This is a genomic window from Kitasatospora sp. NPDC056731 (genome assembly GCF_040687675.1).
Lineage (GTDB): Bacteria > Actinomycetota > Actinomycetes > Streptomycetales > Streptomycetaceae > Kitasatospora.
The window spans coordinates 64,465-78,178 of record NZ_JBFBNR010000031.1 but is presented as its reverse complement, the minus strand read 5'-3'; the positions used below and the strand labels follow the sequence as shown (position 1 = coordinate 78,178).

Below are 13,714 nucleotides of genomic sequence, written 5' to 3'. Positions count from 1 at the left end.
CGTCACAGCCGGTGCCCTGACCGCCCGGATCACCGGCGCGCGGGGCTGCGTCCTGACCGCCCGGATCACCGGCGCGCGAGATGGACGGTGAGGTCGGCCGCGACCTCGACCGTCTCGGGCAGCACCCGCGCGATCGCCTCGAAGGCCTCCCGCCGCCTCGGCGGCGGCAGTTGGAGGTACGCCGAGACGGTCGACAGGTGACCGAGGTAGTACGGGGCGCTCACCAGCAGGCGCCGCCGGATGACGGACTGCCGGACGTCGCGGAACAGCCGGGACCGTTCCAACTCCGTACCCGGCCACTGCAGTTCCTCCTCGGGAGCGGTCCCGTCCGGGGACGGGACGTCGTCGCTCTCCAGGAACGGCGCCCGGGCCGCCCGCACGGCCTCCTCGACGGCCGGGTCGGCCAGCTGGAACGGCCCGCCGAAGTTGGCGAACACGCCCTCCGGCTCCAGCAGTTCGGCCACCCGCGACCACCGGCCCTCCGGGCGCGTCCAGTGCAGGGCCGCCGCCGCGTAGACCAGGTCGTACGTCCCGCCCGGCCGCAGGTCCTCGAACGCGGCCCGGACGGTCCGCACGTTCGGGGGCGCCGTCCTGCGCAGTTCGGCGAGCATGGCCGCGTCGGGCTCCGTCGCCGTGACGTCGACCCCGCGCCCGGCGAACAGCCTGGTCGCCTTGCCGGTGCCCGCACCGATCTCCAGGGCGGTCCGCACCGGACGGCCCGCGTACGCCGCCACCGTGTCGAAGAGTTCGTCGGGGTACCCCGGCCGGAAACGTTCGTAGGCTTCGGCGATCGCGCCGAAGCTCAGTGCACGAGCAGACATGCCGAGCATCCTGACACGACCGCGGCGGGCCGTGCCCCGGGTTTTCCGCCGCCGCACCGCGCCCGGAGGAGTGGCGTGGGTCCGGAATCAGCCGCTTGTCGGTAATGAACGATTGTGTTCCCTATACCTCGGGGATACTGCCGGTGTCAGTGGACGGACCCGCCCCTCACCGTCGTTCGCTCCCGAGCCATTGGGGGACCTGCCATGGTCACCTCGCGCGCCCTGGCCCCGGCGCCGCCCGCACCCGCACGACGCGGCCAGCACCCGGGGACAGCCCTCACCGTCATCGCGGCCACCCAGCTCATGGTGGTCCTCGACGTCACGATCGTGAACATCGCCCTGCCGCACATCCAGCAGGCGCTGAGGTTCAACACCACCGACCTGTCCTGGGTCGTCAACGCCTACACCCTCACCTTCGGCGGGCTCCTGCTGCTGGGCGGGCGGATGGGCGACATCCTCGGGCGCCGGCGCGTGTTCGTCGCCGGGGTCCTGATCTTCAGCCTCGCCTCACTGCTCGGCGGCGTCGCGCAGTCCTCCGGCTGGCTGCTGGCCGCACGCGCACTCCAGGGCCTGGGCGCGGCGATCGCCTCGCCGACCGCGCTCGCCCTGATCGCGACCAACTTCCCGGAGGGCCCGGCCCGCAACCGCGCCTTCGGCGTGTACTCGGCCGTCGCGGGGGCGGGCGGCGCCGTCGGCCTGCTCGCCGGCGGGATACTGACCTCCTGGCTGTCCTGGCGGTGGGTGCTGTTCGTCAACGTGCCGATCGGCATCGCGATCGCGCTGCTGGCGCCGCTCTACATCAACGAGTCCGAACGGCACCCCGGACGCTTCGACCTGACCGGCGCGTTCGCCGCCACCGCGGGCATGGTCTCGCTGGTCTTCGGCTTCATCCGGGCCTCCGACCACGGCTGGACCGACTCCGTGACGCTCACCTCGTTCAGCCTCGCCGCGCTGCTGCTGGCGGCCTTCCTGTTCCACGAACGGCGGGCGCCGCAACCGATCACCCCGCTGCACCTGTTCCGCGACCGCAACCGCTCCGGCGCCTACGGGCTGCTGCTCTGCGTGGCCGCGACCATGTTCAGCATCTTCTTCTTCATGACCCTGTTCGTGCAGGACGTCCTCGGGTTCAGCCCGCTGCGGGCCGGCCTCGCCTTCCTGCCGATCAGTGCCGCGAGCGTCGTCGCCGCCCAGTTCGCCGCCCGCAACCAGCTGCGGTACGGGCGCAGGCCGTTCCTGGTGGTGGGCTCGCTGCTGGTGGCGGGCGGGGCGTTCTGGTCCACCCGGCTCGACGCCCACAGCGGCTACCTGACCGGGGTCCTCGGCCCGACCCTGCTGTTCGGCCTCGGGATGGGCTCGATCTTCGTCCCGGCCACGCTGACGGTGGTCTCCCGGGTCGCCCCGCACGAGACCGGCGCGGCCACCGGCATGCTCAACACCACCCAGCAGGTGGGCGGCTCGCTGGGGCTGTCGATCCTGGTCACGGTCTACGGCGCGGCCGGCCGCACCGAGGCCGGCCGGCAGGTCGGCGCGTTCCTGCGGCAGGCCACCCCGGAGCAGGCGGCCCGGTTCCGGGCCACCGGAAAGCTGCCGGCGCCGTACTCCTCCGAGGTGCTGGCGCACGGCATCTCCAGGGCGTTCGACATGGGCCTGGCCTTCGCCGTGCTCGCGGCGCTGATCGCCCTGTTCGTCATCAGGGCCGACCGGGAGGCGCCGCCCGTCAGCCCTTCGGGGGACGGCACTTGACAGGGCGTCCGGACATCGCCGACAGTCCATCTTGCAATGGTTTTCATCTTCGATAACCAGACTCCGCGAAAGAGGACACCCATGTCGCTCGACGTCTCCCCCGCCCTCCTCGCCCAGGCCGAGCACGGCCGGGTCAACCAGGCCGACTTCCTCGACACCGTGCGCGCCTCCCTCCCCTACGCCTACCAGGTCGTCGCCGGGCTCAGCACCGAACTCAGCGCAACCGAGGACGAGTTCACCACCGACAACACCACGCCCACCGACGAGGAGCGCGCCCAGCTGCTGCGCGCGCTCGCCAGCAACGCCATCCGCGGCAGCCTGGAGGACCACTTCGGCGTCAAGCTCGCCTTCGTCAACTGCCACCGCGTCGGCGCCTTCCGCCCCGGCACCGAGGACGGCGACGCCTACCGCGAGTTCACCTCGCTGCACAACCAGATCCGCAACCAGAGCCCGGAGCTGCGCAGCTGCTGACCCTCCCGGACGCGCGGCGGGCCCCGCCCGGGGGAGGGGGCCCGCCGCGCCCCGTACCGGGTCGGTATTGAGGCGGGATTGCGCCGTGTTGCGCGCCGATGTCCGATCCCGCGCCGATCTTGTGGGGACGCGAGCCGCCTGCGTACGTTCGACGGGCACCACCCGCCCGGCCCTCCCGGGGCCGCCTCACACCACCCGGAGCCACCCACCATGCCGCCGACCCCACAACCACTGCGGAAACTCGGCTTCCTGACCATCGGACTGTTCGACGAGACCGACCCGCGCCGGGGCCACGAGTCCACCCTCGACCTCATCACCCTCGGCGAGCAGCTCGGCTTCGACAGCGCCTGGCTGCGCCACCGCCACCTCCAGTACGGGATCTCCTCCCCCGTCGCCGTCCTCGCCGCCGCCTCCCAGCGCACCAGCCGCATCCACCTCGGCACCGCCGTCACCCCGCTCGGCTGGGAGAACCCGCTGCGCCTCGCCGAGGACCTCGCCACCGTCGACATCCTGTCCGGCGGCCGCCTCAACCCCGGCTTCAGCGTCGGCCCGCCCACCCACTACGACCGGGTCCGCGGCGCGCTCTACCCCGACACCGGCGAGCACGAGGACTTCGGGACCGGCCGCGCCGAGCGCCTCCTCGGCCTCGTCCGCGGCGAACCCGCCTCCGACTTCGCCGGCACCGAGGGCATCGAGGTGTACTCCCGCCGGGTCCAGCCGCACTCCCCCGGCCTCGCCTCCCGGCTCTGGTACGGCGCCGGCAGCCTGCGCTCCGCCCGCTGGGCCGGCGAGCACGGGCTCAACCTGCTCACCAGCAGCATCGTCAAGGCCGGGGAGCCCGGGGAGTCCGAGGACTTCGCCGAGATCCAGCGCACCCAGATCCGCGCCTTCCGCGCCCACCACCCCGACGGCGAGCGCGCCCGCGTCTCCCAGGGCCTCGTCGTCATCCCCACCGACGGCGCCAGCCCCGAACAGCGCGCCAAGTACCAGGCGTACGCCCTCGCCCGCACCCCGCGCACCCTCGCCCCGCAGGGCCCGGCCCGGATGGTGTTCGCGCCCGACCTGGTCGGCCCGGCCGAGGAGATCGCCGAGCGGCTGCACGCCCACGCCGGCTACCAGGAGGTCGACGAGGTCGCCTTCGCCCTGCCCTTCACCTTCGACCACCAGGACTACGTGCAGATCCTCACCGACCTCGCCACCCGCCTCGGCCCCGCCCTCGGCTGGCAGCCCTCGGCCGGGCACGGCTGACCCGGCGACCGGCCGCGCCTCGCCGCGCGCGGCCGGGCGACCCCGCGCGCAGCGGGTGCGGAGCAGGGCGCGGCGGGGGCGGAGCAGGGCGCGGCGGGGGCGGAGCAGGGCGCGGCGGGGGCGCTGCGGCTCAGGGCCGGTCGGGGCCGCGGGTGGGCAGCGTCTGGCTGTAGACGACGCTCGTGGTCGTGCTGCCGAAGCCGGCCAGCTCGTCCACGAGCGTCTCCAGATGCTCCATGGAGGTCGCGGCGACCTTGAGGGTGTAGCAGTCGTCGCCGGTGGTGCGCAGGCACTCCAGGAGCTCCCGCCGCTCGGCGAGCAGCCGGCGCAGCGGCTCGTGCCGGTTGCCCGGGTACTTCAGCCGGACGACGGCGAGCACGGGGTAGCCGACCTTGGCCAGGTCGACCACGGCGTGGTAGCCGGTGATGACGCCCAGCGCCTCCAGGTTCCGCACCCGTTCCGTGGTGGCGGACGAGCTGAGGTTCACCCGCCGCCCCAGCTCGCTGAGGGAGATCCGGGCCTCCCGTTGCAGCTGTCCGATGATCTGCCAGTCGACGTCGTCGAGATTCACGGCCATTGTGCGATTCTACCGGTAGAACCACGGCAGAGGGCTGTGATCGCCGGGATGGTTCGGTTCCGTCGGCCATGATCACCGGGATAGCCTCGGTCCATGCAACTTGGCGTCAACGTACCGAACTTCGGGCCCGGGACGGACCCCGGCGTGCTGCGCGAATGGGCGCGGACCTCGGAGGGGCTCGGCTTCGACCTCCTCATGCTGTCGGACCATGTGACCATCACCTCGGACGTGGCCGTGCGGTACCCGGAGCCGTTCTACGAGCCGTTCACCACGCTGTCCTGGCTGGCCGGTCTCACCACGGACCTGCGGCTGGGCACGAGCGTGCTGATCCTGCCCTACCGGCACCCGCTGCTGACGGCCCGGCTGGCCGCCAACCTCAGCCGGCTCAGCGGCGGCCGGTTCGTCCTCGGGGTGGGCGTCGGCTGGGCGCGGCAGGAGTTCGACGCGCTCGGCGTGCCGTTCGCCGCGCGCGGCCGGCTGACCGACGAGTACCTGGGCGCGCTGCGGGACGCCTGGCGTCCGGAGACTCCAGAGGCTCCGGAGTCTCAGGAGACGGGGATCGGGGGCCACGCCGCCCCGCCGCCCGTCTGGATCGGCGGCCACAGCGCGGCGGCGATCCGGCGCGCGGTCAGGTTCGGCGACGCCTGGCACCCGCTGCGGCTCCCCCTGCCCCTGATGCGCTCCATCCTGGCGGAGCACTCGCTGCCGGGGTTCTCCCCCCGCATCGCCCTGCGGATCACCGAGGCGCCGGTCGACGATCCCGAGCGGCCCGCCGGGGTCGGCACCGTCGAGCAGGTCCTCGACGACCTCGACCAGCTGCGGCTGCTCGGCGCGGACACCGTCGTCCTCGACCCCTACCACGGCGATCCGGAGGAGACCCGTCGGCCCCGCGCGGCCTGGCAGGCGCTCACCACCGTGGCCACCCACTGGAAGGCACGACCGTGATCACCCTGGCCGACGAAACCCTCCTGCGGCGCGCCGTCGCCCTCGCGGCCCGGGCGGTCGCCCTGGGCGACGCACCGTACGGCTCCCTGCTGGCCGGCCCGGACGGCGCGATCCTCGCCGAGGCGCACAACACGGTGCGGCGCGACGACGACATCACGGCCCACCCGGAGCTGAAGCTCGCCCGCTGGGCGGCCCGCGAACTCGACCCGGACCTGGCCGCCCGCACCACCCTCTACACCAGCTGCCAGCCCTGCGGCATGTGCACCGGCGGCATCGTCCGCTCCGGCCTCGGCCGGGTGGTCTTCGCGCTCTCCACCGAGCAACTCGTCGAGCTCAACCCGCAGTCGGGCGCCTGGCCGACGGTGGCCCAGGACGGCCCGGCCCTGTTCGACGAGGCGCGCGCACCCCTCGACGCCTACTACCGGCCAGGCTGCTGACGTCGACGCGCCGGGCGGGCACTGGTCAGATGACTAAGCGCTTGCTTAGACTCGGGCCTCCAGTGCAGGCCCGCGCGCGCCCCCAGGAGACGTCATGACCGCGACCAACCGTCAGATCCGCCTCGCCCGTCGGCCGGTCGGGGAGGTGCGGGCGGAGGACTGGGCACACGGGTCGGAGCCGGTGGGGGCGGCCGGGCCCGGGGAGTTCGTGGGGCGGACGCGGTACGTGTCGCTGGACCCGGCGATGCGCGGGTGGCTGGACGACCGGCCCTCCTACCTGCCGCCGGTCGGGCTGGGCGAGGTGATGCGGGCCGGGTCCGTGGTCGAGGTCGTCGAGTCCGACCACCCGAAGTTCCGCGTCGGCGACCACGTGGTCGGCAGCTTCGGCGTCCAGGAGTACGTGGTCTCGGACGGCAAGGGCGCGCTGAAGGTCGACCCCGCGCTCGCGCCGCTGTCGACGTACCTCGGCGCGCTCGGCATGCCCGGGATGACCGCCTACTTCGGGCTGCTGGACGTCGGGGCGCTCAAGGAGGGCGAGACCGTGGTGGTCTCCGGCGCCGCCGGGGCCGTCGGCAGCCTGGTCGGGCAGATCGCCAGGATCAAGGGCTGCCGGGTGGTCGGCATCGCGGGCGGCCCCGAGAAGTGCGCGCTGCTCACCGGGGAACTGGGCTTCGACGCGGCGATCGACTACCACTCCGAGGACCTCCGCAAGGCGCTGCGCGACCACGCGCCCGACGGCATCGACGTGTACTTCGACAACGTCGGCGGGGACGTCCTGGACGCCGCGCTCACCCGGCTCGCGATGCACGCCCGGGTGGTGCTCTGCGGGGCGATCAGCCAGTACAACAACGAGACCGCCGTGCAGGGCCCGTCCAACTACCTGTCACTGCTGGTGCGGCGGGCCCGGATGGAGGGCTTCGTGGTGTTCGACTACGCGCCCCGCTACCCGGAGGCGGCCCGGGAGCTCGCGGGCTGGATCGCGGACGGCCGGATCAAGGTCAAGGAGCACGTGGTGGAGGGGACGGTGGACGACTTCCCGACCGTCCTCGGGATGCTCTTCCGCGGGGAGAACACCGGCAAGCTGGTGCTGCGGCTGAGCTGATCCCGGCCCGGTGCGGCGGCGACGGGATGTCCGCCGCCGCACCGGGGGCGTTCAGAGCAGGCGCTTGATCTCGCCGCGCGCCCGGTAGAAGCCGCCCGAGGCGGACTCCCGCACCTCGGCGACCAGGTACCGCGCCCCCGCGACCCGGACGTCCTTCGGGAACTGCACCCGCCGGCCCGGGTCGAAGCCCGCCGACACCACCCGCACCCGCAGCCGGGCGCCGTCCTGCACGCACTCGACCTCGATCCCGCCGCCGGGCAGGCCGCCGGTGCCGGTGACCACCGTCTCCAGGGCCGTGCCCGGCCGCACCGCCTCCCAGCCCGCGTTGCGCACCTCGGCGGTGGCCGGCAGGGTCCCGCCCTCGGCCGCCCGGACGGCCTGCTCGCTCGCGTCCAGGCAGGCGAGCGAGCCGTCCGTGGTCACCAGGTAGAGCCGGCCGTCCCGGTACTGCATGCTGTACGCGGAGCCGCAGCCGGTGGCGAGCTTCCACAACCGGGTGCCGTCGGCGGCGAAGCAGTACACCGAGGAGTGGTTGTCCCCGGCGAAGACGTACTCGCCGTCCGGGGAGGCCGCGCAGGAGAACACGGCGGCGTCGCAGCGGTAGGCGGCGACCTCGGAGCCGTCGGACTTGCGCAGCCGGTGCACCCAGCCGCGCCCGGTGCCGGCGAACACCTCGTCGGCCTCCTGCCAGCCGAACAGCACCTCGCCCTTGGTTACGGTGTGCCACAGCTGGTCGCCGCCGCGCGCCGCGTAGCGGGCGACGCCGCGCGAGTGGCCGTGGTAGACGCCGTCCGCGTCGCAGCGCACCATCCAGCCGGAGCGGCCCTCGGCCTTGCGGCGCCACTGGAACTCGTCCTCGTGGTCGACGGTGGTCAGCCCGCCGCGTTCGTCGGCGACGCCGAGGACGCCGTCGTGGATGTCGAGCCAGAAGATGTCCACGTCCTCGGCTATCTCGTACGCCACCCGGGGGACCTTGCCGCCCAGGTCGTACACCTTGCCGTCGTCGCAGCCCGCGTAGATCCACCAGTCGTCGGCGACGATGCACTTGACGCCGTCCGGCAGGCCGAACCGGGCGGTGACCTCGCCGTCGTGGGTGAGGGTGTAGACGTCGCCGCGCTCGTTGCCGACCCAGGCGTGCTCCTCGCCGACGAAGACGCCGAAGGCCGGCGAGCCGGAGCGGAACCGCCACAGCAGCGGCGCCTGGTTCGCCGTCGAACGGGTGCTGACGAGCTGCCGCCTGGTCACCGCCCGACGCTGGCGCACGCCCTGGACGGCCGGCGCGTAGCCCTTGCGGACCTTCTCGCCGATCTTCTTGGCCGCCGACGCGGCGGCCTTCTCGGCGCTCGGGAAGCTGGTCGACTTGGCCTGCCCCTCCTCGCCGATCCGCCCGTACCGGACCGTCACCGTACTGCCGGCGAGCCGCACCTCGTAGAACTTGTGCGCGCTCCCCTCCTCCTCGGACAGTTCGAGGTAGGTGACCTGCTCTTCCACGGCGACGGACACGACGAAGTCCCCTTTCGGGTTTTCGGGCAACGGAGACGGGAGGCGGGGCGGGGCCTGTTCGCGGCCCCGCTCACCGACAACCCCCAACCTAAGGCGCGGCACTGACAGCGCGTCCCGCTGGGCCCTCCCGGAACCTCGCCTCCCACTTGTCGCCCCACGAACCATTCTTCCGCCGTACATCTGGTCGTCGCCCGCCGCGCACGGTAGGGATCGGGTGGCGTTGCTAGAACCGCAGCGCCCGAACTTTCTTGTCCGTGCTCAGACCGCCGGGCCACCAGCCCGAGCGGCCGTCAGGAGGAAGCTCATGCGGAGTACCCAGCGAGTCCGGCGCAGAGCGATGGCGGGGGCGTCCGCCGCAGCCGTGGTGGGGGCGCTGCTGGCGCTGCCCGGCGGCGTCGCCCAGGCGGCGTCACCCGACGTGGTGATCAGCCAGGTGTACGGCGGGGGCGGCAACTCCGGTGCCCCGTACGCCAACGACTTCATCGAGCTGTACAACCGCGGCACCGCGCCGGTGTCCGTCACCGGCTGGACGGTGCAGTACGCCTCGGCGGGCGGCACGTCCTGGGGCCGGACCACCCTGTCCGGCACGATCGCGCCGGGGCGTTTCCTCCTGGTGCAGGAGGCCGCCGGGGCCGGGACGGGCGCGGCGCTGCCGACGCCGGACGCCACCGGGACCCTCAACCTGGCCGCGACCTCCGGCAAGGTCGCGCTGGTCACCAACGGCACAGCGCTGACCTGCGGTTCGGGCTGCGCGACGCAGCCCGGGGTGAAGGACCTGGTCGGCTACGGATCGAGCGCCAGCTCCGCCGAGGGCTCGCCGACCGGCAACCTGTCCAACGCCACCGCCGCCCTGCGCGTCGGCGGCGGCGCCACCGACACCGACAACAACGCGGCGGACTTCACCATCGGCGCCCCGACGCCGCGCAACTCCGCCTCCACCGGCGGCGGCACCACCACCGGCGCCCGAATACACGACATCCAGGGCGCGGCCCGCACCTCCCCGCTCGCCGGCAGCGCCGTGAGCGCGGTGCCCGGCGTGGTCACCGCCGTCGGGCCCAACGGCTTCTGGTACCAGGACCCGCAGCCCGACAACGACCCCGGCACCAGCGAGGGCGTCTACGTCTACACCGCCGGCGCGCCCACCGTCGCCGTCGGCGACTCCGTCACGGTGAGCGCCACCGTCAGCCAGTACCGCCCCGGCGGCAGCGGCGGCACCACCAACCTGTCGATCACCGAACTCACCGCGCCCAGCGTCACGGTGCTCGCCCACAACGCGCCGCTGCCCGCGCCCGCCCTGGTCGGCCCCGGCGGGCGGGTGCCCCCCGCGGCGGTGATCTCCAGCGTCACCGGCGGGGACGTCGAGACCGCCGGGAACTACCAACCCGCCACCGACGGCATCGACTTCTGGGCCTCGCTGGAGGGCATGCGGGTCGAGATCGACAACGCGGCCGTGGTCGGCCCCAGCAACAAGTACGGCGACCTCCCCGTCGTGCCCCAGGGCAGCACCACCCGCACCAACCGGGGCGGCATCCTGCTCCAGGCGAACGACGGCAACCCGGAGCGGGTGACCCTGGCGAACGCGCTCGCGCCCACCCCGGCCGCCAACGTCGGCGACACCCTGACCGGCGCGACCGTCGGCGTGCTCGACTACTCCTTCGGCAACTTCAAGCTCCAGGTCACCGCGACCCCGGCGGTCACCTCCGGCAACCTCGCCCCCGAGGTCACCGCCGCCCCGACGGCCGGCCAGCTCGCCGCCGCCACCTTCAACGTGGAGAACCTCTCCCCCGCCGACCCGCAGAGCAAGTTCGACGGCCTCGCGGCGGGCATCGTCACCAACCTGCGCGCGCCCGACCTCGTCGCCCTGGAGGAGATCCAGGACAACAGCGGCCCCACCGACGACGGCACCACCGCCCCCGACCAGACCCTCGCCAAGCTCACCGCCGCCATCTCGGCGGCCGGCGGCCCGGCCTACTCCTACCGCCAGATCGACCCGGTGGACGGCCAGGACGGCGGCCAGCCCGGCGGCAACATCCGCCAGGTGTTCCTGTTCCGCACCGACCGCGGCCTGAGCTTCACCGACCGCCCCGGCGCCGGCTCCACCACCGCCGACTCGGTGGTCAACAACGGCGGCACGCCCCAACTCGCCTACTCCCCCGGCCGGATCGACCCGACCAACACGGCGTTCAACTCCAGCCGCAAGCCGCTCGCCGGCGAGTTCCGCTGGAACGGCAAGCCGGTCTTCGTGATCGCCAACCACTTCAACTCCAAGGGCGGGGACCAGCCCCTGTTCGGCCGCTACCAGCCGCCCGCGCACCCGTCCGAGACCCAGCGCCACAACCAGGCGACGGCGGTGAAGAGCTTCACCGACCAGATCCTGGCGGTGGACCCGAACGCGGCGGTCATCGTGCTCGGCGACCTCAACGACTTCGAGTTCTCGCAGACCGCCGACATCCTCACCGCCGGCGGCTCCCTGACCGACCTGCCGCGCACCCTGCCGCTGCCCGAGCGCTACACCTACGTGTACGAGGGCAACTCCCAGGTGCTGGACCACATCCTCATCTCCGGCGCGCTGGCGGCGAAGCCGTACAGCTACGACATCGTGCATATCAACAGCGAGTTCAGCACCCAGCTGAGCGACCACGACCCGCAGGTCGTGCGGATCCCGCTGCCCTGACGCACGACACCGGCGCGGTGCCGGCCTCACCCCGGGCGGGGAGGCCGGCACCGCGTTCGCCGTTCAGCCTCCGGCCACGGCGGCCAGCAGGGCGCGCAGGGCCTCGTCGTCGCGGATTCCGGCGCCCGCGAAGCTGCCCCCGACGATCCGGCGGTCGCGCCCGGCGACGTCGGCGAGGCGGCGGCGCTGACCGTCGTCCAGGGCGGTGGCGCCCAGGGCCGCCAGGGCCTCGCCCGCGCCCCGGAGGTCCGACCCGGTCTCGGCCGCGCGCAGGGCGGCCTCGACCAGGCGGCCTCGGTCGAGGGCGGCGCCGTCGGCCACCGCGAGGAGGGCCAGCACGGCGGCCGGGGCCTTCACCCGGTCGGCGAGCAGCCCGTCGAGCCTGGCGGTGAGCGGGCGGGCGGCCGGCCCCAGGAGGGCGGCGACGCGGGCCGCGCGGACCGCCGTCCGGTCGAACCACGCCCCGTCATCGGCGCGCCGCAGGACGCCGTCCAGGATCGGGACGACCTCGGCCGCGTCCCCGGTGATCCGCCACAGCGCGTCGGCCACCGCCAGGTCGGCCTCCAGCACCGGAGAGGTGTCGGGCACGCCTCCGGCGCTGAGCGCGGCGCGCAGGGCGGGGGCCAGCGGGAGGGCCCCGGGGCCCAGGTCGGCGGCGGCCCGGGCGGCCTCGGCGACCGCGTACGGGCCGGCCGCGAGCCGGTCGGCGAGTGCCCCGAGCAGCGCCTCGGGATCGCCGGTGAGGTCGTACAGCGCCCGGGCCGCCGCGACGGAACCGGGCACCTCCCGCAGCGCTGCGGCGGCGCGGTCACGCTCCGCCGCCGGGCCGTCCACCGCGACGGCCGCGACGGCGGCCGCCGCCTCCGGGCGGTGCGGCAGCACCGCGCACAGCTCGGGCAGGGCCGGGGCGGCCGCGCGGCCCCACTGGCGCACCAGGCGGAACAGCTGGTGGTGCTCGTTGCCGCCGAGCTGCTCGGCCGTCAGCCGGGCGCGGACGGCGGCGAGCAGCTCGGGGTCGAAGGGGAACGGCGCGTCGGCGGGGGCCCGCTGGCCGGCGGCGGCCTCCAGCGCGCGCGGACGCCGGCCCAGCGCACGGGCGAGCAGCGGGGCCGCCGTCCGTGGTGCGACCAGGACGAGCGCGGCCAGGGCCTCGTCGGCGGGCCCGTCCTCGGCCTGCGCGGCCCGGGCGGCCAGCCCCGGGGCGGCCTCGGCGGCGGCCGGGCCGAGGTTGCCGAGCAGGTGCACCACGTCGGGGTCGGCGACGAGCTGGGCGAGCGCTGGGAGCAGCCGCCGGGGCGCGCTGCGGGACAGCTGGCAGGCGTGGTCGGCCGCCCAGACGGCCTCGGCCCGCACCTCGGGGCGCTCGTCGCGCAGGGCCCGGTCGAGCAGGGCGTAGGCGGCGTCGCGGTCGGCGGGCGTCTCGCGCAGCAGCAGCTCCTCGGTGATCACGCGCAACGGCTCCCGGCGGTCCAGGTCGTACCGGTCGACGGCGACCGGGTCGGCGGGCAGCAGGGCGAGGACGGCGGCGTGGTGGGCGCCCGTCCACGGCTCGCCCGCGTCCAACCCGGCGAGGACGGCGGCCAGGCGCAGCGGCGCCGGCGTGTCCTCGCCCAGCAGCGGCCCGGCCTCGGCGGCGGCCCCGGACCGGTCCAACCGGCCGAGGGCGGTGAGCAGTTCACCGCGGACAATGGGGTCGGTCTCGCTCGCCCAGCGGCGGCGCAGCGCGGACAGGGCGGGCTCGACGGCCCTGGTCTGGCCGACGGCCCAGGCGGCGGCCTGCCGGACGCCGGCGCTGCCGTCCGCCAGCAGCGGCAGCAGCAGCGGGAGTTGGCCGACGACGGCAGCCCGGACGGGAGCGGGCGGGCCCTCCCCGCCGTCACCCCGCTCCCCGTCCCACTCGCCCTCGCTCTCGGCCAACCCGCCGAGCAGGCCCAGGACTTCGACCGTCCCGCAGCCGGCCGCCGCGATCCGGGCCAGATAGGGGACGGCGTCCGCGCTGGCGGTGTACACCGAGCCCTGGTGGAGGATGCACGAGTAGAGCTCGGCGAGCGCCTCGTCGGCCTGCTCGCCGCCGGCGGCGAGCGCGCGCAGCAGGCCGGGCAGGTCTTCGGCGGGTCCGTAGGCGTGCGACACGGACGCCCAGGGGTGGGCGTCGAGTCCGTCGAGGGCGTGGGCGAGGTCCATGGGCGGATC

General features: G+C 74.5%; 11 protein-coding genes. 7 read left to right on the top strand and 4 right to left on the bottom strand.

Features of this window, described 5'->3' with window-relative positions:
• Positions 1-65 precede the first annotated feature (65 nt).
• Entirely contained in the window at positions 66-821 is a 756-nt protein-coding gene (locus tag AB0R04_RS27405) for a class I SAM-dependent methyltransferase (RefSeq protein ID WP_363375804.1), read from the bottom strand.
• 204 nt (positions 822-1,025) lie between these two features.
• On the opposite strand from AB0R04_RS27405, the gene AB0R04_RS27400 reads away from it, so the two are divergent.
• From AB0R04_RS27400 to AB0R04_RS27390, 3 genes are all read left to right on the top strand, one after another.
• Positions 1,026-2,564: an MFS transporter gene (locus tag AB0R04_RS27400; RefSeq protein WP_363375801.1), complete on the top strand. Its 1,539-nt coding sequence runs from the start codon at positions 1,026-1,028 to the stop codon at positions 2,562-2,564.
• Positions 2,565-2,645: 81 nt separating this feature from the next.
• Positions 2,646-3,035, top strand: coding sequence for an SCO5389 family protein (locus tag AB0R04_RS27395; protein WP_063345914.1), 390 nt, complete (start codon positions 2,646-2,648; stop codon positions 3,033-3,035).
• Between the two features lie 210 nt (positions 3,036-3,245).
• Positions 3,246-4,283 (top strand): LLM class flavin-dependent oxidoreductase, encoded by a 1,038-nt coding sequence (locus AB0R04_RS27390; protein ID WP_363375798.1) that lies wholly within the window; start codon positions 3,246-3,248, stop codon positions 4,281-4,283.
• Between the two features lie 130 nt (positions 4,284-4,413).
• On the opposite strand, the gene AB0R04_RS27385 is transcribed toward AB0R04_RS27390, so the two are convergent.
• Positions 4,414-4,860, bottom strand: a complete 447-nt coding sequence (locus AB0R04_RS27385; protein ID WP_363375796.1) for an Lrp/AsnC family transcriptional regulator — start codon at positions 4,858-4,860, stop codon at positions 4,414-4,416.
• A gap of 93 nt (positions 4,861-4,953) precedes the next feature.
• Here AB0R04_RS27385 and AB0R04_RS27380 point away from each other — a divergent pair, with 93 nt between their 5' ends.
• From AB0R04_RS27380 to AB0R04_RS27370, 3 genes are all read left to right on the top strand, one after another.
• Positions 4,954-5,805: a TIGR03619 family F420-dependent LLM class oxidoreductase gene (locus AB0R04_RS27380; RefSeq protein WP_363375795.1), complete on the top strand. Its 852-nt coding sequence runs from the start codon at positions 4,954-4,956 to the stop codon at positions 5,803-5,805.
• Positions 5,802-6,242: a nucleoside deaminase gene (locus AB0R04_RS27375; protein WP_363375794.1), complete on the top strand. Its 441-nt coding sequence runs from the start codon at positions 5,802-5,804 to the stop codon at positions 6,240-6,242. Before AB0R04_RS27380 ends, AB0R04_RS27375 begins: the two co-directional genes overlap by 4 nt.
• 94 nt (positions 6,243-6,336) lie before the next feature.
• Positions 6,337-7,344: an NADP-dependent oxidoreductase gene (locus AB0R04_RS27370; RefSeq protein WP_208869027.1), complete on the top strand. Its 1,008-nt coding sequence runs from the start codon at positions 6,337-6,339 to the stop codon at positions 7,342-7,344.
• 51 nt (positions 7,345-7,395) lie between these two features.
• Here AB0R04_RS27370 and AB0R04_RS27365 read toward each other — a convergent pair whose 3' ends face one another.
• Positions 7,396-8,847 carry a WGR domain-containing protein gene (locus AB0R04_RS27365; protein WP_363375792.1) on the bottom strand — a complete coding sequence of 484 codons (1,452 nt, stop codon included), beginning with the start codon at positions 8,845-8,847 and terminating at the stop codon, positions 7,396-7,398.
• Between the two features lie 304 nt (positions 8,848-9,151).
• Between AB0R04_RS27365 and AB0R04_RS27360 the strand changes: the two genes are divergently transcribed.
• Complete coding sequence (locus AB0R04_RS27360) at positions 9,152-11,521, top strand: lamin tail domain-containing protein (protein ID WP_363375789.1); 2,370 nt, start codon at positions 9,152-9,154, stop codon at positions 11,519-11,521.
• A 63-nt stretch (positions 11,522-11,584) separates the two neighbouring features.
• On the opposite strand, the gene AB0R04_RS27355 is transcribed toward AB0R04_RS27360, so the two are convergent.
• A complete protein-coding gene (locus AB0R04_RS27355; protein WP_363375788.1) occupies positions 11,585-13,705 on the bottom strand; it encodes a HEAT repeat domain-containing protein in 2,121 nt (706 codons plus the stop codon).
• Positions 13,706-13,714: the final 9 nt, after the last annotated feature.

Coding starts and splice junctions, on each gene's coding strand:
- AB0R04_RS27390 (WP_363375798.1), top strand. CDS start 3,246: ATGCCGCCGACCCCACAACCACTGCGGAAACTCGGCTTCCTGACCATC.
- AB0R04_RS27380 (WP_363375795.1), top strand. CDS start 4,954: ATGCAACTTGGCGTCAACGTACCGAACTTCGGGCCCGGGACGGACCCC.
- AB0R04_RS27395 (WP_063345914.1), top strand. CDS start 2,646: ATGTCGCTCGACGTCTCCCCCGCCCTCCTCGCCCAGGCCGAGCACGGC.
- AB0R04_RS27400 (WP_363375801.1), top strand. CDS start 1,026: ATGGTCACCTCGCGCGCCCTGGCCCCGGCGCCGCCCGCACCCGCACGA.
- AB0R04_RS27385 (WP_363375796.1), bottom strand. CDS start 4,860: ATGGCCGTGAATCTCGACGACGTCGACTGGCAGATCATCGGACAGCTG.
- AB0R04_RS27360 (WP_363375789.1), top strand. CDS start 9,152: ATGCGGAGTACCCAGCGAGTCCGGCGCAGAGCGATGGCGGGGGCGTCC.
- AB0R04_RS27370 (WP_208869027.1), top strand. CDS start 6,337: ATGACCGCGACCAACCGTCAGATCCGCCTCGCCCGTCGGCCGGTCGGG.
- AB0R04_RS27355 (WP_363375788.1), bottom strand. CDS start 13,705: ATGGACCTCGCCCACGCCCTCGACGGACTCGACGCCCACCCCTGGGCG.
- AB0R04_RS27405 (WP_363375804.1), bottom strand. CDS start 821: ATGTCTGCTCGTGCACTGAGCTTCGGCGCGATCGCCGAAGCCTACGAA.